The sequence below is a fragment of the Pelosinus fermentans JBW45 genome, from assembly GCF_000271665.2.
In the GTDB taxonomy this organism is placed as follows: Bacteria; Bacillota; Negativicutes; order DSM-13327; family DSM-13327; genus Pelosinus; species Pelosinus baikalensis.
In genome coordinates this window covers 789578-811205 of the sequence record NZ_CP010978.1, presented here as the reverse complement: position 1 = coordinate 811205, position 21628 = coordinate 789578, and the positions used below count along the sequence as shown (strand labels likewise).

Here is a 21628-nt window from a genome sequence, read left to right as displayed (position 1 = left end):
AGTTCCACCTTGTATTATATCAATACGCACCTTTTCTACCTAGAACAACATTCACCGTTTTTAATAACAGGACCATATCGTGCCACACTGACCAATTACGTACATACCATGAATCCAACTGTAATCGCCCCTCAAATTCGATCTCATTGCGACCACTAACTTGCCAGAGCCCAGTAATACCTGGCACGGTTTCCAGAATGGTATTCGCTAAATATCCCATTCTAGCTTTTTCTCGTGGCAAATAAGGACGCGGCCCAACAAGACTCATATTACCAATTAAAACATTCACAATCTGCGGCAATTCATCCAAGCTGTATTTTCTGAGCCATTTACCAGCTTTAGTAACACGTGGATCATCATTTTTTAATTTAGCAAATTTATCCCATTCTTCTTTTGCTTCAGGATTTTGTTGAAAATATTCTTCTAGCATATTATCAGCATTAACATGCATAGTCCTAAATTTATAGCATAAAAATTCTTCCCCATTTTTCCCCAACCTTCTAGCAACGTGCAATGCTGGTCCTTGAGAATCATATTTTACAGCCAGATATAACACTACTAAAACGGGAGAAATAAAACTGAAAATGAAAATTCCTGTTACAACATCAAAGAGCCTCTTAATAAATCGATTTCTAAATAACGAAAGGTTGTTGCGTGCTTTTAACATCACTGTTTTTTCATTATATAATGTTTCTACTTCCATATTACTTAAGGGAACACCAAACAAATCCGGTACTATGGTTAAATTTCTCACATAAGGCTGAATCCTATATACTAGATTCAACATTTCTTCCCTAGCAAGACCTGGAGTAGCAATGATTACATCCTGTACCCGACTATTGATGACAGCCTGCTCTACATTGGCAAATCCACCAATGTGAGGATATTTGTGTATTAAAGGACGATCTACGTAATTATCCTCGACTAATCCAATAATTTTATATCCAAGATTAGGCTCGTCTTCAAAGCTTTTTGCCAAGATTTCTGCTGTCTTTCCTGCGCCAACAATCACTACCGGCTTCTGCCATAAACCAATACCGACAAGTATCCTTTTAGTAACATAGCGCGTAGAAATGAGATATATAAAACTAAAGAACCAGGTTAGTCCAATAAAGGCACGAGAAATGTTTTCTGCCTTCCCTGTAAAATACATAACAACAATGGCCAAAGCACTCACATAAGCACAGATTTTAAATAATATTTCAACACTTTTCCAGAAGGGCAGTCTTTTTTTGTACATGCCTTCATATGCTAAAAACAGAAAATAGGTCAAAGGAAAAACAAAATAAACATAGGTGTTGTTAATATGAAAAGGTGGTAATGTCGGAAAATGATATGGAAGCAAAACAGCACGCAAATACCAGGCTGTTAATATCGCAAGAACCACAGCCATATAATCTACTGCCATTAGAATCACTGACGCCATATAACGCCCAATACGAGAATATATAGAATTGGCTTGTACAGGTTGTTTAACTGCTAAAATATGGGTAGGAGGTGTCATATACATCGTCTCCTTTCTTTTTCGCTAATGAATTATTTGAAATTTCTTTTATAAAAACAAAGAAATTTCAAATAATCGTCATTTATAATTAAAACAGAGTAATGGTAGTATATGGAATCCATCTTAGCGTTTAATGTTTTTAAATTGAATTGAAAAATGTCACAAATTTTTCAATTCGAACTACACGATACATCTAGCTGGCAATTAGGTCACTTTGACTATTTGCCGACTAGATGTTTTATTATTAAGTATTGGCATCTATCATTTTGCTATTTTTTTATCATCACTACCATAATAATAGTAGTAATAAGCATGTTCTTCTTCAATTTCTACGCGGTTTAAAATAACTCCCAGCAAATGTCCATTGGCTTTTATCAGTAAATCTTTTGCCTTTTGAGCCATCTCAGGGCGTACAGATCCTGAATTAATTATTAAAGTAATCCCATCCACTTTGGAAGCCAATACTGATGCATCGGTAACAGCAATAACCGGAGGAGCATCAATAATGACATAATCCGCTTGGGTTTTAAGGTACTTGATTAACTCTTGCATTTTAGCAGAACCCAGCAGTTCTGACGGATTTGGCGGAATCGGACCGCTGGTTAGTAGTCTAAGATTTTCCACTTGGGTTTCTTGGATAAAGTGATCTGCCTCTATTTCCTCTACCAGAATATTCGTAACTCCACGATTCTTTTTACCAAAAATTTTATGTTGTACAGGTTTCCTCAAGTCACAATCTACAAGAATAACTTTCTTTCCAGACTGCGCCAAAGCCACTGCGGTATTGGCAATTGTTGTTGACTTTCCTTCCCCTGGTCCTGAGCTGGTAAACATGATGGTCTTTAGTTCACCATCGGTTTTCGAAAACTGGATATTGGTTCTCAAGGTACGATATGCCTCAGCAATAGGAGATTTCGCATCTTCGTATACAATTAGTTTGCGTGTCGTTGTCATCCTTGTCTCCCCTCCTTGCTGTTAGCTGTCACCATTTTTTTTATGTTAGACCATATTCCTGTCTCACCAATCGTTACTTTGCTATCAAAATCTGGAATGCTCCCTAATACAGGAAGATCGAGATACTGCTGTACGTCATCTGCATTCCGAACCGTCTTATTCATATATTCTAAGAGAAAGGCAATTCCTGTACCAACAAATAGTCCCAGAATCGCAGCAATCACTACATTCAATGTTTTCTTAGGACTTATTGGTTTCTCTGGCGCAATGGCTACATCAATGATCTGTACATCCGTAGGCTGCATAGCTTCACTAATCCGGGCTTCCTCATGACGTTTGGCGAGCATTATATAAATTTCTTGATTTACATTGGCATCTCGCATGACTTTTGCTAAACCCTGTTCCTTAGCTGGAAGCTTATTCAAGTCTTGTTCACTACTGGTCATAATACCTTTTATCGCTTGACTTTGTGCTGTACGAGCCGCAATCTCAGCTTCTGATTCAATTTGGCTCTGCAATAAACCTTGGTGAATAGGGTTCATAGAAGGAGCATCTGCAGTAATGACTCGGGAAATTTCACTACTCAATTTGCTATTTGTTTCATTGATAGCCGCACGAGTCGCCATTACTTCTGGATGTTTTTCCGTATATTTGGAAGATAAACTTACTAAGTTGACCTCTAATTCTGCCAACTTAGTCTTATATTGTTGAATCAGAGGGCTATCAGCAACAAAACCTGGTTTTTCTTTATTTAGCTGCTGCTTGGCAGTGCCCAGTCTTGCTTGCGCGGCAGACATTGCTACTGTGTTTTCCGCTGCTAGTTTATCAACGGCTGCAAATTTATCTACCATGGCCTTCGTTTCTTCTTCAGGAGCCACGATCTTTTGTTCTCGTTTATATTTTTCTAATACTGTTTCAGCCTGCTCTAGTTCTTTTTTGGACTCTTTCAAGCGCTCACCGATAAATTCTCGGATTCCAGTTTGTTCAGAGCGTACTAAATATGTCATTCGTTCATTGAATGTATTTACTAACGTATTAGCTACTAATTCAGCTTCTTCAGGAGATTTTGCAGTTACTTTAACCTTTAATATCTCCGTATCCTTAACTGGTTGGGTTGTAATACGCTTAAGCATTTGTTCATAAGTCGGAATATCCTCTTCGCTTACTCCATCTGTTTGCGTTTTATCGATGACAGCTTGTACTACTGTACGGCTTTTGAGTATTTCCGCATAGGTTGACATCAATTGTTTCGTTGCCCCTGAATTCCCCATAGGCAAATCCCCAAGTAAGGAATTAGCCAGTCCTTTGGGCTGCTTAATACGCAAATTGGTCTCTGCCTCATAAGTTGGTGGAACCAGAAAGCTTATAGCTACGGCGAAAACCACCATACCTGTAAAAATTTTAATAATTAATCCACGACGCTTTTTTAGCGTCTTTATTATATCCTTTAGATCGATTGTTGTTTCTTCCACTATCTTTCCTCCAAACTCCTTATTCGCATTTATTACTCATCATTCATTCTTGTTACTTGATATGTGGCTGAAATCCATGGGAGAATGTCGGAAGCAAAATGAATCTTACCATTACTAGATAAATAGACAACATCTCCATCCCCGAGGGCATAATTTTGTGTCATATCCCCTTTTTCCCAAATATTCATTATATTCACCTTTATGGGAGTACTCGTCTGATCTTTACGAATAATATGTACTTTCTTCTTGGCTGCATCTGAGGTATAGCTTCCAGCAGCGCCGAGAGCATCTAGTAAATTATGCTGTTTTTCCAACTCATACATACCCGGTTTAGCTACTTCACCAAGGACGTAGACTCGGGTTGTATGGAGCTTTGCAATATTGATACTTACCTTTGGTTCTTTAACAAAATCACTGAGGCCTTTTGTCAGTAGATCTGTTAATTGTCCTGTAGAAAGCCCTGCAGCTTGTACTTCTCCAACGATGGGAAAGGACATCTTTCCATCGGGCCTAATTGCCACTTCTTTCATTTGTAATTCCTCATAACCCCAAACGCCGATCGTAAGGACATCACCTGAATCTAAACGATATTCTTCCGCCCAGACCAGATTTCCAGCTATATTAAAGATAAATACAGCTAAAGTCAACATCATGATAGCTCGTCTCACCAAAAAACCTCCCGAGTGCTGTTGTTTTATATATTAAATAGTCGAATATTATATTTCTATGTTTCAATACATTAATCCTGCCATTATTATGAAAAATACTTTCCAATTTATGCCGAAATATGCGACTAGGCCTTCCCTAAGAAGGCCTAGTCGCATATTCTGATTATTTATTTATAATTTACTTTTGCATTTCTTAGAAAATTCGCAGTAATATTCCAAGTTCTCAATTAGCTCACAACTTTGTTCAAAAGTGATATTTGCTAAGGGCACTTTACCTATAATTTCTTTTACCATATCATTGAATTGAACCGGATGATAACCTGAAGCTAATATTTGTTCCTTCAATTCCGTTATGCGCAATAATTGTTTTTCCATTATATCAGCCCTTTTACCAAATTATGGTCATATTTTCTTTCCATAATTTAGTATACCTTAGGACAATCTCATTGTAAAGGACTTTAGTCGTATATCTTTCGATATACCTTTGTATTCTTTTTTTATTTTTTCTGTCAATACCAACTATATCTCACTTCCATATACTACCTATCCAAGCCATGATTCCCTTGGTTTTCTTAGGGTATTGTATATCGCTGATAGTAGGAATATCCACATCTTTACCGCTAATAATATGATTCGAATTTTCCACTGTAATGCTTTGAGTTTTCTTTATTCCAATCAACTCTGTAATTTTTTTTATTGCAGGAGTCAAATTGGTATTACGGTGATTTATACGGTGAGCATCAGATCCCAAACTATGAACCATATTATTAACCAGCAGCAGCTCTGCCGTAGCCATCACTCGCTCTCCCATATGTCCAGTGATACTTGTACCATTCATTTGTGTCAATATCCCTTTACCAATCCATTCTACAAGGAGTTCTGGTTTCTTAGCAATTTCGGGATGTCGTTCTGGATGTGCTAGGATGGGCGTTATCCCTCTGGCTTGAAGGGCGAAAAAGAAGTCATCCGTAAAGCTGGGAATATGGTTTGCTGGCAATTCCACTAATAGATAGCGACCGCCATTAATACAATATGACCCTGGACCTTTCAATTTTTCTAATATATCGAAATGTATCGCAACCTCTCCACCTGGAAATATAGGTATTTCAATTCCTGCTTTTTGCGCTTCTTGCCTTAGTGTATCACATTCAGCAAGAACTCGATCCCAGGCAGGCAGCCATTCGCCTTCTATGATGTGTGGAGTGGCAACAATTCCCTTCGTACCATTTTCCACAGCCATTTGCAACATCGCTAAAGACATTTCCATATACTTTGAACCGTCATCTATACCTGGGATAATATGACTATGTAGATCAAACATGTTCGAATACTCCTTTATTTAGATACCTTTTGTAACATTATAGCAAACTAAGATTGTAATTGACATAGAAAAACTCCTTGCGTCCTGCGTCATTGAGACCAGAGTGAAGAACGTTAAACACAGGGGACACGGAGATGCACAGAGAGCATAGAGAAAAATAAAAAAGTAATGCCGTGGCATGTGATTGTCACGGCATTCTCTTTCAACTATTTTTTATAAAACTGATAGGTCACTTTCTGACTCAGCTGTGCCGGTCCTTGACGATCGCGTTCCCATGTCTTAATCCCTACTGAGAAATTATGAGGGCTGACGAGTGCTTCTGTTTGCAGATACCATGGTTCTTCTTTCATGACCACAATCAGATCACTGCCGCCTGTTTCTCCCCAAGAGGAGATACGATGTTCATAGTAATTGCGAACCTGACCGTTCTGCCAATAGGTACGCAGGCGTTCTGCTTTGACTTCTCCGACTAATACGCCGCCTTCTGGCACTTTTTTCTCTATACCGCCAATCCTGCCTGACACTAATGGTATTTGCATTGCAAATCCTTCAGGAGTACGATCGTAGTCAAAGGCTACCTTACCCATGGCTTTCGTTGTATGATTCATGGGGAAACTCACCATGACGCCTGTGTAAGCAGGCTGATTCTGTAATTTTTCATAGAGCAAACCGACTGTATATCGGGTTCCATTGGTTCCCAAATAGACATTATAACCATTTTCCTTGCGCCCCAAAGGTTCCGGCCTTACTGCTAGTCCCCCTACATGGGTTTCAAAGTGCAGTTTTCCAAAATTCTGGCGATAGAAGACATAATCCTCTAAGATCTTTGAACCACCCTCTCTGCCAAAATCCCAGTTGATCCCGCTTACATGCAATCCTAGACCTGTTTTGTGAGCATAATCCAAGGTCAAGAGCTCTCCGCTATAGCCAGTTTTTGCTCCATCGGTTAAATCACTAATCCCTGGCACTTGATCAAATACCGCAATGGAATCGGGATAAGGAAAATGCAGATATCTCATGTTACCAATGCGCAAACTGGCACTTAAGGTGCCATTCTGACTTTTATGAAATCCATAGCCCTCCAGATAGTTCTCATCAAAATGAGGATGAAAGCCTCTTAAGGTATCTTGTTCACGATTGGAGCGAACCACAGTATGCCAGCGCACACCTGGAGCTAAATCCATATCCCCTCTGAATTGCAGATTACGGGTATGGAAGGTATCAGTCCAAAGAAAAACCCCTACGCTGGCATCCCAAGTACCTTTTCCCTGGCCTAGATAAGGAAAGTACCAGCCTGTTTCCCGTGGTGGAGTTTCTGCATTTTCAGCATAGGTATTCGTTAGAGGTATAATGAATAAGATCGATAGACCTATGATCATTCTGATGATAAAATTCATTGTTGTTTCCTCCCTATTATTTTGGGGAACGACACACCCCGCCCTGTGGGCACCCCTCTCTAGAGGGGAATTGGGGGACTAGGATTTTGGGGGTTGTTTCATGAATTTGACTAGTAATATGAAGATGGTGGCTGCTAGCGTGTCTAGGACTACGTCGCCGAAGCGGCTGCTGCGGCCTGGTATGAAGTATTGATGCCATTCATCAAAGGCAGCTGCTATGGCTGTTAAGATGATCGCCCAGACTACTGAGTATCTAGCAGCCCAATAGATGCTGATCCCCAGTGTGCCAAAAGCTACAATATGGCCAATTTTATGCAGAATGAAATCAGGATGCAGCGAAAACATATAGGAGAAGTAGCCTTGTGATCCAATCTTGATGTAATATTGGCTAGCGAAACGTCGTAACCAAAGTGGGATCTGCGCTTCACTGATCAAATGAAGATTGGGTATATCCGATAGGAAATATATAATGATCATAATAGTCAAAACGATTAGCCAACGCCATATATTTTTCATTGATTTTCCTCAAACATTCAGTAAGATTGTTTTTTTTGCTACTGTCATTACAGCGCCAACAAAACATTACTTTATTATATCTCGCAGTCGTACATTTTCTTTGTCTTTTGCCGATAAAACTGGTTCTGTCATCGGCCACCGGATTCCAATATCAGGATCATTCCACATAATGCCGGTCTCTGCCTGTGGATTATATTTATCAGTACATTTGTATGCAAATAACGCCGTTTCGCTTAATACGCAAAAACCGTGAGCAAAACCTTCCGGGACGTAAAATTGCTTTTTATTTTCATTCGATAGGATAACTCCTTCCCATTGACCAAAGGTTGATGAGCCTGCTCGAATATCTACTGCGACATCAAATACTTCTCCTTGGAGAACATAGACCAGCTTTCCTTGTGGATTCGGATTTTGAAAATGCAATCCGCGCAGTACGCCTTTTGTTGAAAAGGATAAATTATCTTGCACAAAATGATAGGGCAAGCCTGCTTCTTCGTACTTTTCTTTATTCCAGGTTTCCATAAAAAAACCACGATTATCGCCAAATACTTTTGGCTCAATAATCACTACACCTTGCAATTTCGTCTCAATGATATTCATAGTTTCGCACCGCCTTGCAGAAGATTTAATAAATATTGACCATATCCATTCTTTTTAAGAGGATCTGCTAATTGAAATAGCTTTTCATTATTAATGAGTCCCATACGATAAGCGATTTCTTCCGGACAGGCAACCATGAGTCCTTGGCGCTGTTGTATGGTTTCAATATAGTTAGCTGCTTGTAATAGGGACTCATGAGTTCCTGTATCCAGCCAGGCAAAACCGCGGCCTAAGGTCTCTACCCGCAATTTTTTTTGTTCCAAATAGGCTCGGTTGACATCCGTAATTTCCAATTCACCACGTACTGAAGGCTTTAAATCTTTAGCGATATCTACGACATGATTATCATAAAAATAGAGCCCCGTAACAGCATAGTTGGATTTTGGTTTGTCAGGCTTTTCTTCAATGCTTACTGCTTGCTTACTATCATCAAAAGCGACTACACCATAACGTTCAGGATCTTTCACCCAGTAGGCGAAAACGGTAGCTCCTTCTTCATGGCTGGCAGCATGGCGTAAACTATCCGTCAGGCTATGTCCATAAAAAATATTATCACCTAATACTAATGCGCAACTGTCATTACCAATAAAATCTCGTCCAATAATAAAGGCTTGGGCAAGTCCATCAGGACTAGGCTGCACTGCATAGCTCAAATTGATCCCCCATTGACTGCCATCATTCAGCATTGCTTGAAAGAAGGGCTGATCCTGGGGAGTCGTAATAATCAAGATATCTTTGATACCAGCCAATAGCAGCGTACACAAGGGATAATAAATCATCGGCTTATCATAAATCGGCATCAATTGTTTGCTGACTACGGTAGTCAATGGATATAGCCTGGTACCAGAGCCACCTGCTAAAATAATTCCTTTTGTAATTCCCATTATTGTTTCTCCTCTGACACAAGACCGAGTCGTTCTCCCCGATAGCTGCCATCACAAACATGGTGGCACCACTCAGCATTGTGCAAATACCATTGTATCGTTTTCTCTATACCGCTCTCAAAGGTTTCTGACGGTACCCATCCCAGCTCATCTTTGATTTTGGATGCATCAATGGCATAACGCCGATCATGTCCCGGGCGATCCTTCACATAGGCAATTTGCTCCCGATATGATTTTCCAGTATCCCTTGGCCTTGCTTTATCTAGTAAATCACAAATCTTATATACAATTTCTAAATTCGATTTTTCATTATGCCCGCCAATATTATAGGTTTCACCAATTTCCCCTTTTTCCAATACTGTTAAAATAGCACTACAATGATCTTCTACATATAGCCAGTCCCGAACATTCTTCCCATCTCCATAGATAGGCAATGATTTCCCAGCTAATGCATTTAATATCATTAATGGAATTAATTTTTCAGGAAATTGATACGGTCCATAATTATTGGAGCAATTTGTCGTTACTACGGGAAGTCCATAAGTATGATGATATGCTCTTACCAAGTGGTCAGAAGATGCTTTGGAAGCGGAATAGGGGGAATTGGGAGCATAGGGTGTTTCTTCCGTGAAATATCCAGTCTCCCCTAAAGAGCCGAATACTTCATCCGTTGATACATGAAGAAAACGGAACTTAGCTTTGTCTGCTTCTGCCCGCTTCAGCCAGTATTTCTTTACGGATTCTAATAAATTAAATGTACCAACAATATTGGTTTGAATAAACGCAGCAGGACCTTCGATGGAACGGTCCACATGGGATTCGGCTGCAAAATTCACCACAACATCCGGAGAATGCTCTGCCAGCAGCTGATCTACTAATAAGCCATCACCAATGTCGCCTTGAACAAAGATATAGTTGGGGTTGTCCACAATTGCCTGTAACGACTCTAAATTTCCAGCATAAGTAAGGCTATCCAAATTGATCACTTTTTTCCCTTGGGCGATTGCCATATGTACACAGTTACTACCAATAAAGCCTGCGCCACCTGTAACGAGTATCGTATTCATGAATTTCATCATCCTCTCCCTCATAGCTGTTATTCTTTTGATTTAAAGCTGCTGGCACTCATGTTCCAAGTAATCCTTTAACGCTTCCTGCCACGGCCTCATCGTATTAAGTCCACGAAGTTTTAGCATTCTGTTTTCCATTACGGAATTCATAGGACGTTTTGCTTTTACTGGATATTCGGCTGTAGTTAAGGATTTCATAATGGTCTTGCGTTTGGCACCAGTCATAATTTCCTTGGCAAACTCATACCAGCTGCAGCTTCCTTCATTAGAAGCATGATAAACGCCATAAAACGTAGTACACATAACTTTCTCAATCGCCCAGCATAAGTCTTTCGTGTAGGTAGGCGTGCCGTATTGATCTCCCACTACGGATATTTCACTTTTTTCTTTAGACAAGCGCAGCATCGTACGAACAAAATTATTACCATCACCGTATAACCAGGATGTACGTAAAATGAAATATTTTCCACCAACTTGCTCAATTAGTTTTTCACCGAAGGATTTACTGCGGCCATATACAGAAAGAGGATTATGCTGGTCAAATTCTTCATATGGTCTATCTTTCGTTCCGTCAAAAACATAATCAGTACTAATGTGCACCAGCTTACTATTGTGCTTTTTACAGCTTATCGCTAGGTTTTCAGCTCCTATCGCATTTACTTTAAACGCATTATCACAATCTTCCTCGGCCTTTTCTACATTGGTATAAGCTGCTGCATTGATTACAACATCTGGTTTTACTATGGCAATAGCAGTATCAACAGCGTCGAAATCCGTGATGTTCAAGGTATCCGTACCATGCAAGAACAGTTCATATTTATTCTGAAATTGACGTTTAATTTCTCTGCCAAGTTGGCCATTCGCACCGACTAGAAAGATTTTCATACTATAGATTCTCCTTATCTTTTTACATACTCTTAAAATAGTGATAGAATAAATTATTCTATACATATCGCAGCAGAAAGGATTCTTCACTCATGATGATCTTACTTATTATAATACTATTATTTTTAATCTATCAACATATAAATAAGGAAGTCCCTATTTTAATGTACCATCGAATTGCTGATATACCAAATGATCGCAATACAGTATCACCCATTATGTTTGAGCAGCAGCTACAATATTTAAAGAAACATGGATATACTACGATTTCTTTACAAGACCTGTATCATCATTTTACCCTGAAGTCTCCTCTTCCGTCAAAATCCATTCTTCTCACTTTTGATGACGGTTATGAAGACAATCTTATGAATGCTTTACCACTATTAAAAAAATATGATATGACAGCCACAGTTTGTATCATCAGCAATTGGATCGGACAAGAAAATAATTGGGAAGATTATAAAAATAAACCTCACTGTCGAACGATGGAATTGGCACAGCTCCAAGAGTGGTTAAAACAAGGAATGTTTATTTGTGCCCATACTGTCAATCATCCTTTCCTCTCTAGATTGAATAATGAAGAAAAAATCCTCCATGAACTTGTAAGCTGCAAGAGTTCCTTAGAACAACAGCTACATATCCCCATCGACTTCTTATGCTATCCTTATGGTGATTTTGACAACAGAGTAAAAAATCTAGCTAAGCAGGCAGGCTATAAAGCAGCCTTGGGTATTTTCAAGGGCACAGACTTCTGGAGAAATGATTTATTTTCTTTAAAGCGAGTAGTTATCTCATCACGGCAGCCCTTATGGGAATTTGCCTTAAAGGTTTCTTCACTGCATATGCTATTTATTGGGATGAGAATTCTAGAATATCGAATAAAGCAATACCGTGACTTGCTCCCCTCCACCTTACTACAACGTATTTTCTCAAAGCATGGTAACAAAAAAGATGTAAATAAAAACAATTAAGCCAAGAGGCACAAGATTACTTAGAGTATCCTCTTTGTAACTTTGTGCCTTTTAAGTTATTATGGATTTACTAGATCAAAAATAACGACCATTTTTGATACGCCACCAGGAAACCGCTTGCATGGCTTCCAAATCCAGTTGCACACTCTGGAGATCTACTTGAGAACTGGTACCTGCATAAGGTACAGGAACCGTAACATTACTGTCCAGCTTTCCAATAGTTTCATGCGTGATCCATAACAAGTGATTAACACCTACATTATTCCCTCTTGTTAAACTTTGCCCAACAGAATAATATTGGAAGCCTAATGGTGCAATCAATTCAAATAGGGTAGGCAGGATATGAATATGATTGCCAGCTATTTTCTCTGGCAGCAGCTGTTTGTTTACGCCTTGTCCATATATTATTAACGGAATGGCATACCGAGTAAATAAGTCTGGAGTCGGTTCAATATTCATACGATCTGCATGATCTCCCGTGATGATAAATAAACTATCGGGAGATTTTTCATATCGCGTCTTAACAAACTCTGAAATATACTTATCGGCGTACCAATAGTGACCTAACTGTTTGACTAACATTTTATTATTTTTGGCATATTGGGGTAATTGACTTCGCACTTGTTCTTCTGGAAATCCTTCTTTTGCTAAATCTACCGTATAGGGTGCGTGATTGGATACGGTTAAGATGACATCTACAGTTGGCTGCTCATCTTCTTGAAATTTTTCCTGTATCGTCTCAAAAAGCAGCTTATCGTCGGCTCCCCATACGTTTCCAGATTCTTTTTTTAATTCATCAAAAGCATGGAATTCATCAAATCCTTGGGCTAAGACATAGTCGCGGATTCGTTCCCAGGAACTAAAACCACCATACCAAAAACGTGTCCGATATCCTAATTTCTTCAGCTGTGGTGCAATGGCTGTAGCATAAGGTTTTCTATAGGATTCAGGTTGATAATTAGGGTATAAATTAACTTCTGCCAGACCCGAAACCACTCCTGTAACGGCCATAGGAGTAAAAGGTCCATTAGGTAAAAAGGCTGGCACATAGGTGGAATTCTTCTCAGATATAAGGCTCTTCAATCCATCTGCTATGTGTAAGTCTGCATATTGAGACATAAGAGGCCATTGGGCCTGACTTTCGCCAATAATAATAAAAATATGCTTAGGCTTGGATACCTTTGGTCCTTGTGCATGCTTTTCAAGAAATTCTTCTAGATCATTACCTCCTATCTCTTGATTTGCCAAATGCTGACCATATTGGCGAATCCGCTCTGCATTAATATGAATTCCTTGCGCACTTTCCATGAGTTCATTAATTTCATGGGCCCGATATAGTGCTTGAACATCATCTAATATTGCTTCATTTAAGAACTCATCATGACAAACAGCAGCGTTCTTCCAACTGACGGAATGAGAATATACTAAACTGCCACCAAAACGTGTAAAGACCATAAATGTTATCATGACTACTATAACGGATATACGCATAGATAGTTTTCCCCATGCATTATCTACCTGAGGCAACGTAAATGCACCTGTGTTGAGCCAGCGTTTTAGCAGCCAACCTAAAAGCATTGTCATAAAAAATGCAATTGCCAATCGCCCAAACAGCTGGTATTCTTGCACAAAAGTAGAAAATAGTGCCTGAACATCATCACGAAATGTATTATAGATAAATTGATTAAATCCACTGTGAAATTGTTCATAGTAAGGAATACGCGCCTGAAATAATACTGCTAACAGTGCGATATAGGCACAGCCTATCCACCAACGCAATTTGTCCAATTGGGCACGCATCCATAGTAGATTTACTACAGTACAGCAAATCCATGTTAATAACGCAGCAATACCTGCTGTTTTTAAACTAATGCGTAACCCATAGAATAAAGCAACAGCAATATCTTTTCCTGTAGACCCGTCATTCATATAGGTATAAAGCCAGCCAATAAACCCTACTCGCAATCCACATAAAAGGATTAGCATAAAGATAAAAATTTTAAAATCTTGTTGAATATTACGAAAAAAGAAATCCCATCGTGACAACGAAAGAAGCCTCCTACCAATTATATTATCTATTCTTTTTTACAATGTACTAGTTATCTAAGTATGCTTCACTAATTTATAATAAAGAGTCACAATTTTTGCAAAGAGGTAACAAAGAACGACTTTGTATAATATTCTTACGTATATTGGTATAGATTTCTCCATTCCACACTTCTTCGATACTTTGAACTGCTAGATCACCTAACGTATGCTTCCCTAATGCATCATTACAGCAAAAGCTTACCTTTCCGTCAGGACGCACGATCATTTGTCTAAAAGGCAGCAAACAGGAAACATCCAAGGATTGAATCTGCTCCTTTTTACGATTTGGAGCTTGTCCCCCTCGAGTGCTGAGTACATCGTGTAATTTTCGTAATCGAATCCGTACCTTATCCAGATATACTTTATTTTTTGTACAGTAATCATGTACTTGCTGAACAGGAGTAATGAGTTTTAATTTATCATTATAATTATCAATATACATGTGGTCTAGATACTGCATGAGATCTATAAATTTATTCACGGTCAGCAATGTACCATTGGTATAGATCTGAATGGTGGCATTAGGCAAATGCTGTTTCGCAATCCGCGCTAAATCCACTAATCTTTCATCTAATAATGGTTCGTTGTTTGAATATAAGCCTACAGTACCACGGTAATCCAAGTGCTGCAGTTGTTGAATGATATTCGTAAATAGCTCTGTACTCATTTTCTTATATTCACGGGTATCATCATTTTTGTTTACGGGACAGAATGAGCACGTACTGTTACATCGATTATGGGTTTCAATTTCAATGGTGCGAAATAACGGATAGGAACCATTTTGCTTATAGAAGGCTTCACGTTGTGTAATAGTTTTTGCTACACGCTTTTTGTATTTTTTCTTTTTATGATCGTTATATAGATTCATAAGACTTGGTATATGCGCTTTGACATAATATTTTACTACATTTTCATAATTGACTAACATGGTTTACATCTCCCTGATTTTTCCGTGTACGTATAATTGTATCACTAAATACTATTCCTGACCATATTTTACCACTATAATTATATCAGAAAAATTGTTCCTAAAACTACTTCGTGCTACAATGATAAGTAATCATTCTTTTCGTAACAGGGGGTTATCAATTGCAAGTTACTAATCTTTTATTAGTTGTTCCCCGCTTAAATATCGGTGGTGCGGAATCCTATGTTTTTCAATTAGCAAAGCAACTAAAAGTAATGGACTATAACATATATGTGGCTTCTTGGGGAGGCTTATTAGCTAATGAATTAAAGAACATGGGAATTACCCATTATAAAGTACCTATACGATTGCACAAAGGCCTTGCTTCTATGATATTAGAAAAAATCATTCGTCGACACAACATCCAATTGGTACATGCTAACTCGGGAGCTGCTGGACAAGCTACCGCTTTAGCATGCATGCGAGCTAACATACCTTGGGTATATACTGCTCATGGATGGTTAAACTTTAAGGAGCAACAATCCAACATTGCACAAGCACAGCGAATTATCTGTGTAAGTGACTATTTGAGGAATCGCTTTCTTAGTGAAGGATATCTCGATCCACAGAAACTTACTACAATATATAATGGAATCGATACCGCTACATATTCACCAACGCCTGAAAATTTATCAAAAGGAATCCACCTACGAGAAAAGTGGGGCGTAACTAAGAGAGACTTCCTTTTAGGCATCGTTTCCAGAGTAGCCCGACCAAATATGAAAGGACATATGGATTTATTACATCTACTGGCAACTTATGAAGAGGCCAAGAACTGGAAATTAGTCATTATAGGTAAAGGGAAGTACCTCCCCTTTTTAAAATATAAGGCTTGGAGATTTGGAATATACGATCGCATTATTTTTGCTGGACATCATACTGACGTGCCTGTAGCCTTAAATGCGATTGATGTGATGGCATTCCCATCTAAGCTAGAGACTTTCGGACTAGCAGCAGCTGAAGCTATGTCAATGGGAAAACCAGTTGTTGCATATGCTGTAGGAGGCTTGCCCGAGGTAGTTGATGACGGTTCTACAGGTTTTTTAGTAGAAAAAAATAGTATTAAAGCATTATATGAAAAATTATTATTAGTACATAACGATTTAACTTTACAAAAAAGGATCTCCTTAAATAGCCGAGAGAAAATTATTCACAACTTCTCTTACTCACAAACTACTGATAAAATTACTGATTTATATAATGCAATAGTAACTAATTATTAAATCTTTCATATACTAGCTCTTAGAAAAAATGTTATAATTCCTGTATATCTCATTGAAGAATTTTTAAGCAAGGAGGAATTTCGGTGAAGATATCGATTGCTATGTGCACCTATAATGGTGAAAAGTACCTGGCACAACAGCTTGACAGTATTCTATCTCAAACATTATTGCCGGATGAAATTATTATTTGTGACGATAATTCAAATGATAATACTAAGCTACTATTGAAAGATTTTACTCATCCAATAATCAAGGTACATCATAATCCTATTAATCTAGGTTCTACCAAAAATTTTGAACAAGCAATAAAAATGTGTAGTGGCGATATCATTTTTCTAGCCGATCAGGATGATGTATGGTTAGAAAATAAAGTAGCAACGATCATGGAAGCCTTTCTTTTATACCCTCATGTCTATATGATATTTACCAATGCTTTTGTTACTGATAAAAATTTAAGTCCTACGGAACTATCCCTTTGGGACTATGTGAACTTTAATCACAAAAATTTTACAATACAATCTTTACTACCAAGAAACATAGTAACCGGTGCAACGATGGCATTTAAAAAGGAAGCTCTTGAGCATATCTATCCTTTTTCTCTCAATTGCCTTCACGATGATTGGATGGCATTTATAATGACTGCTTTTTATCCTGTAATGCCGCTTAATGAAAAATTAATTTATTACCGCCACCACGATTCTCAACAAATTGGAATAAACTTAAAACCCAAAAATTCACTAGTTAAGCTACGATCGCGGCTGTTAGGCATTCATATAAGACACCATAGAAAGTACCTTTCTAGGCTTAAAGCGCTACAAAATCAATTAGAAGGGGGCACTAATGCAAAATTTTGTAGAGAACTTATTGAATATACTAACCACCTGGAAACAAGAATTAATTTACCTAAAAGCAAAATTGCCAGGCTATTTGCTATAAAGAATGAACTTGCTAGGTATTCATATTATGAGAATTATATGAATGCACTAAAAGACTGGATATCAAATTGAAAGTGCTTATTTTCATACTTACTTCACGTAGTGAAGTCAGCTAGTATGATATATGACAATACTTGTATTATTAAAATTTACTCCGATTGCTCCCCACTTTTTTTCTCTGATAAAAAGAAAAAAATGACCGCTAACAAGCGGTATGGTCCACCTCGCAGTAATATAGTTTTTTTATTCAAAGCAATAATCAAGATCATTATACGTAAAATTCAATATCACGCGTGTTTTGCTATTTAAAAATCACATATAATTCTAGGTTTAATTTATCCTATTTTTGATCTTTTGCATTAATTCTATTTGCCACATCTTCGGCAGCGACTTGTACAGTAGGAGCCTGCACTGTGAAATGATTAATCGGTTGCACATTGATTACTAAGGTCTAACTTATTCTGCAGGACGTTTTTGTTCTGGGCATGCTGCTCACTTAACACGATTGCCTGCTGCAGCTTGGCCTCAGTCTCAACATGTTTCTGCCAGACATAATAGTCGGCAATCAATCGATTCTGCCCATGACAGCGACACATCAATCTCGCTGTCATCTTTAACCGGACATATTTTTCAAGCAAAAAAAGTTTAGTTATTACGTTAAAATATTATAGCTGCCTACCTGAACTCGGTAGGCAGCTATAATATTCAGGTTATTGCAGCACTAGGGAAATGAACATTGCCGCCTAATTATTCTTGTATAATACTTTTTCTCCTAACACATTTATAATGTTGCCGGATTTTCTTTGATAATAAAAAGAATGTTATTCTAAAAATTTCTCCAAATGTTGTGTTTGTTAACCGTTCTAATTTTATAACCCTTTTAATTAATTTGTATAAACTAAAATTTTCTTGCTTCTCCGCTATTTTTTTTATGGTGCTATTTCTTATCTGACTAATCGCAGAATCATCATACGAAGAAAAACTAGAATTTGCTGATTTAAAATATAATTCGTCTTCATCTGATAAGTTTTCTGTATCAGTATACCAACCCAAATGTCGTGCAGTATATGGAAAGCCAGTACGAATTGCATTATAAAAATGTTTTGGATAACCCGGTCGGTATAGTGCAAAAGTTGTATCGACATCAGCATCATAATACAATGGCTTTTGAGACAATTTATTTTCATAAAAAAAAGATTCCCAGCGAATCAAATCATATTTATTTGGATTATGCTCCGGTAAATCATCAATTTTTAATGAAAAGCCTACTTTTGTCTTTTCGGGATAAAGTTTTAATATATCATAAAAATGTTCTACATAGTCACTTGGACATTCATCAATAGGTATTACATCGGGGTCTGTCAAAACATAATAAGTACTATTAATAATATCTTCAAATAAACGACTTTCCCATAATACCAAGTGGCCGTAATTTTTTTCTAAAAAATGAACTTTATAAGGCAAACTATGTAAATAATCTAATAAAGATTTATTTGTTGATGCGTTATCAACGATAATTAAATTTGTATATCCGTCTTTTTCAAGCTTTGCAATAAGCAGTTGTAAACAAATAAGTCGATTGTAAGAAACAATAAAAATCGGAACGGATCTGAAATTTATCACAAAAACCTCTCCTTGGTAAACTCTTTTTGACAATCATTATATCATACTTTTGGTATAAAATATCAAGCAATAATCTATATAGCCTCTTCTCTAGTAATAAAGCGTTTAAAGGCGGTGACTTGAACTTCTCTCAAGCCACCGTTTTGTCATTTTCTCTATCCCTTAAGAAAGATATTTCTTACTTCACTTTTCTATCATGGAATCAGCAGCTCCTCATGGAGCGGTCGATAAGCAGTATGCCCTGGTCGCCAATAGGGTTTATGGTATGCAATATAATAGATTTACTCAAATCAATTCACCATTTTTAATTATATACTATTTTTCATGATCTAACATATAGAGAACCTTACAACTATTATTGTACAATTAAATTCCATACTTTCCGTACTGTACTGTCCATATCATATTGATTAGTTACAAAAGCCTGCCCATCTGCTGCAATATTTTCCCGCAAATCGGTATTTTCAAGATAATATTCTATCTTTTCTATCAAATCTTTTTTATCATTAAATACGACAAGATGTTTTCCTATTTCAAAATGTTGTTTTAACTCAGCTTTATCATCAACAAGCACAAAAGATTTCGTCCCTAATATTTCAAAAGTACGGGGATTAAGACCATCATGCTCTGCAATGTGAATATTTAGGCAAATCTTTGTACGTCTATAAAGCTGAGCAACAGATTCAGGATTTATCATGGTATTAATTGCATATTTATCTAGAGGAGAGTACTTCAACTTAAACTGTAACTTCTTCCAAATATGTTTTCCCCAAAAGTTACCATATACTACAAATTTTCGATTATGCGTTAATGCATACTCAGCCACATGCTTTAATATTTGCAATCGCTTCTTGGTAGGCTTCCCTACAAAGGAAATGTCAATATCTCTGGATTGTTCTTCTGGATAATAGATTGCTGAATCATAGCTACTCAATACTTGACTGCAAGGTATTTGATACTGTCTAGTAATAAGATCAATATCTAAAACATCATATACAAAACATCTATCGTAAAAAGAAAGATTCTTCTCAAGTTCGGAATTACGCTTGATCCCATCCAAAAGCCATAATACCAGTTTAACCCCATTATTCTTCAGGATCTGTAAGGTTTTTGAGGACATAATAGTCCCATTGCATATAATGCATATATCAGGTTGAAACGCAGCACTAATCTCCAAAATATGACGATTCCAGTCACTGACATGTTCTTCCTTTACATTTATAATTCCACAACAATCCAACCGCTTTTGCCAATAGCTACAACTATCATAGGCATTACCATAACATTGAACATTTACAGTAATATTTATTTTTTCCAACGCTGCTGCAATACTTCTAACATAATTAAAATAATTAGGACCAATTAATAATACTTTCATAAACCTAAACCTCTCTTTAAGAATAGATCCAAGAACTTTTCCCATGAATAACTAACCCGTTATTTCTTCTAGGATAAAATTAGATTTTGCATTTCTTCCCAATCCTTTGGCATAGATACGCCTGAATTTTCAAATATTCGTTGTATACGCGGTTGTATTGCAGTTTGCCCATACAGTTTATATGCCGCTATTGGTCTTATATCCTTATCTGCAAAACTATTAATATATAACATTCCCGATGATGCAAAACTGATAACATATTTTATATTCTTATATTTATGATATAACAACTCTGCTGGCTCTAATGATTTTAAGATTTCTATTTCTGGATATGCCTGTTGATAGGTCTTTAATTTATCTTCATTTTCAGAGTGATGAGTTTTATAAATAAGACGCAACTTCGATTTTTCCGCTATTTCATATAGATTTTGCAGTACCTGCATCTCCGCTTGAATGGTAAAGGCACCTTGTTCAATAAATGGACTGCCAAGAAAGATAATACATGGTTGCTGCATCAAAATTGATATATCTTCCATATGATCCGCAATGGTCGGCAAGATACTTTGAATGTACTTTCTTTCCAGCGGTTTTACACACTTAGATTTTCTTCCTAATAACTCGGGACGATATAGATAGTCAGTTATATTACCTGGTCCATAACCAATGCCACTGAGATTATATTTCATATTTCCACGAACATTGCCAGTATACCGAAAATACTGTATTCGTAGATATTGCCATATTTTACTTAGTGCTTTACGATCTCGACTATTATAGGAAAAACTACCTTCATCTAATAATGAATAATTTGAACATCCAGCAATCTCAACCATCATTTGATTTTGAATTATTTTATCTGATCCTAAGAAGACTTGATTGATATTGCCAATACTTTCGATACGTTCTTTCATCTCTGTGATTTGCCCTCGATAGCTACTTCTTTTATCATTCCGCTGCAACCATTTTTCTACAATAAGTGACTTTTTCCATGTTGAAATATCCTTTAATATATACTGGACTCCTGTACTATATTGCCAATTTTCATATTCATTTGGTCTCAATACCAAGAGATAATTTTCTGCCTCTTTCTCATAGCTATTCGCAACGATAAAAGCACTTAATAATTGAAATGGGGTATTCACTATAAATAAATTTATCATGTTACTAATTCC

General features: G+C 37.3%; 21 protein-coding genes. 3 read left to right on the top strand and 18 right to left on the bottom strand.

Features of this window, described 5'->3' with window-relative positions; translation table 11 throughout:
* Window positions 1-19: 19 nt before the first annotated feature.
* From wbaP to rfbD, 12 genes are all read right to left on the bottom strand, one after another.
* Window positions 20-1504, bottom strand: a complete 1485-nt coding sequence (gene wbaP / locus JBW_RS03300) for an undecaprenyl-phosphate galactose phosphotransferase WbaP (protein WP_007959067.1) — start codon at window positions 1502-1504, stop codon at window positions 20-22.
* 261 nt (window positions 1505-1765) lie between these two features.
* Window positions 1766-2458 carry a CpsD/CapB family tyrosine-protein kinase gene (locus JBW_RS03295; protein ID WP_007959063.1) on the bottom strand — a complete coding sequence of 231 codons (693 nt, stop codon included), beginning with the start codon at window positions 2456-2458 and terminating at the stop codon, window positions 1766-1768.
* Window positions 2455-3930, bottom strand: coding sequence for a GumC family protein (locus JBW_RS03290; protein WP_007959062.1), 1476 nt, complete (start codon window positions 3928-3930; stop codon window positions 2455-2457). Before JBW_RS03290 ends, JBW_RS03295 begins: the two co-directional genes overlap by 4 nt.
* Window positions 3931-3962: 32 nt before the next feature.
* Entirely contained in the window at window positions 3963-4598 is a 636-nt protein-coding gene (locus JBW_RS03285) for a polysaccharide biosynthesis/export family protein (protein ID WP_007959061.1), read from the bottom strand.
* A 171-nt stretch (window positions 4599-4769) separates the two neighbouring features.
* Complete coding sequence (locus tag JBW_RS03280; RefSeq protein WP_007959060.1) at window positions 4770-4973, bottom strand: hypothetical protein; 204 nt, start codon at window positions 4971-4973, stop codon at window positions 4770-4772.
* Between the two features lie 151 nt (window positions 4974-5124).
* Window positions 5125-5919, bottom strand: coding sequence for a tyrosine-protein phosphatase (locus JBW_RS03275; protein WP_007959056.1), 795 nt, complete (start codon window positions 5917-5919; stop codon window positions 5125-5127).
* Between the two features lie 206 nt (window positions 5920-6125).
* Window positions 6126-7316 (bottom strand): hypothetical protein, encoded by a 1191-nt coding sequence (locus JBW_RS03270; RefSeq protein ID WP_007959048.1) that lies wholly within the window; start codon window positions 7314-7316, stop codon window positions 6126-6128.
* A 78-nt stretch (window positions 7317-7394) separates the two neighbouring features.
* Window positions 7395-7832, bottom strand: a complete 438-nt coding sequence (locus JBW_RS03265; protein ID WP_007959046.1) for a VanZ family protein — start codon at window positions 7830-7832, stop codon at window positions 7395-7397.
* Between the two features lie 66 nt (window positions 7833-7898).
* Window positions 7899-8432 carry a dTDP-4-dehydrorhamnose 3,5-epimerase gene (gene rfbC, locus JBW_RS03260; RefSeq protein WP_007959043.1) on the bottom strand — a complete coding sequence of 178 codons (534 nt, stop codon included), beginning with the start codon at window positions 8430-8432 and terminating at the stop codon, window positions 7899-7901.
* On the bottom strand, window positions 8429-9316 hold the full coding sequence (gene rfbA / locus JBW_RS03255; RefSeq protein ID WP_007959042.1) for a glucose-1-phosphate thymidylyltransferase RfbA: 888 nt from the start codon (window positions 9314-9316) through the stop codon (window positions 8429-8431). The genes rfbC and rfbA overlap by 4 nt, the downstream gene beginning before the upstream one ends.
* Window positions 9316-10383 carry a dTDP-glucose 4,6-dehydratase gene (gene rfbB / locus JBW_RS03250; RefSeq protein WP_036681616.1) on the bottom strand — a complete coding sequence of 356 codons (1068 nt, stop codon included), beginning with the start codon at window positions 10381-10383 and terminating at the stop codon, window positions 9316-9318. The genes rfbA and rfbB overlap by 1 nt, the downstream gene beginning before the upstream one ends.
* Window positions 10384-10425: 42 nt before the next feature.
* Window positions 10426-11337, bottom strand: a complete 912-nt coding sequence (gene rfbD, locus JBW_RS03245; RefSeq protein WP_082076200.1) for a dTDP-4-dehydrorhamnose reductase — start codon at window positions 11335-11337, stop codon at window positions 10426-10428.
* Between the two features lie 152 nt (window positions 11338-11489).
* Between rfbD and JBW_RS03240 the strand changes: the two genes are divergently transcribed.
* Window positions 11490-12242: a polysaccharide deacetylase family protein gene (locus JBW_RS03240; protein ID WP_235334128.1), complete on the top strand. Its 753-nt coding sequence runs from the start codon at window positions 11490-11492 to the stop codon at window positions 12240-12242.
* 75 nt (window positions 12243-12317) lie between these two features.
* On the opposite strand, the gene JBW_RS03235 is transcribed toward JBW_RS03240, so the two are convergent.
* Window positions 12318-14288 (bottom strand): LTA synthase family protein, encoded by a 1971-nt coding sequence (locus JBW_RS03235; RefSeq protein WP_007959034.1) that lies wholly within the window; start codon window positions 14286-14288, stop codon window positions 12318-12320.
* Window positions 14289-14364: 76 nt separating this feature from the next.
* Complete coding sequence (locus JBW_RS03230; RefSeq protein WP_007959033.1) at window positions 14365-15258, bottom strand: radical SAM/SPASM domain-containing protein; 894 nt, start codon at window positions 15256-15258, stop codon at window positions 14365-14367.
* A 161-nt stretch (window positions 15259-15419) separates the two neighbouring features.
* On the opposite strand from JBW_RS03230, the gene JBW_RS03225 reads away from it, so the two are divergent.
* The gene (locus JBW_RS03225) at window positions 15420-16520 is read left to right on the top strand and encodes a glycosyltransferase (protein ID WP_007959028.1); all 1101 of its coding nucleotides are present in this window, start codon (window positions 15420-15422) and stop codon (window positions 16518-16520) included.
* 83 nt (window positions 16521-16603) lie between these two features.
* Window positions 16604-17527 (top strand): glycosyltransferase family 2 protein, encoded by a 924-nt coding sequence (locus JBW_RS03220; protein ID WP_007959027.1) that lies wholly within the window; start codon window positions 16604-16606, stop codon window positions 17525-17527.
* Between the two features lie 350 nt (window positions 17528-17877).
* Here the strand turns inward: JBW_RS03220 and JBW_RS24915 are convergent, their stop codons facing one another.
* The 4 genes from JBW_RS24915 to JBW_RS03205 all read right to left on the bottom strand — a co-directional run bounded on the left by JBW_RS24915 (window position 17878) and on the right by JBW_RS03205 (window position 21616).
* Window positions 17878-18066 carry a hypothetical protein gene (locus JBW_RS24915; protein ID WP_158453443.1) on the bottom strand — a complete coding sequence of 63 codons (189 nt, stop codon included), beginning with the start codon at window positions 18064-18066 and terminating at the stop codon, window positions 17878-17880.
* A gap of 136 nt (window positions 18067-18202) precedes the next feature.
* Window positions 18203-19078 carry a glycosyltransferase family 2 protein gene (locus tag JBW_RS03215; protein ID WP_007959026.1) on the bottom strand — a complete coding sequence of 292 codons (876 nt, stop codon included), beginning with the start codon at window positions 19076-19078 and terminating at the stop codon, window positions 18203-18205.
* 355 nt (window positions 19079-19433) lie between these two features.
* The gene (locus JBW_RS03210) at window positions 19434-20456 is read right to left on the bottom strand and encodes a CgeB family protein (RefSeq protein ID WP_007959024.1); all 1023 of its coding nucleotides are present in this window, start codon (window positions 20454-20456) and stop codon (window positions 19434-19436) included.
* 68 nt (window positions 20457-20524) lie between these two features.
* Window positions 20525-21616 (bottom strand): polysialyltransferase family glycosyltransferase, encoded by a 1092-nt coding sequence (locus JBW_RS03205; protein ID WP_007959022.1) that lies wholly within the window; start codon window positions 21614-21616, stop codon window positions 20525-20527.
* Window positions 21617-21628: the final 12 nt, after the last annotated feature.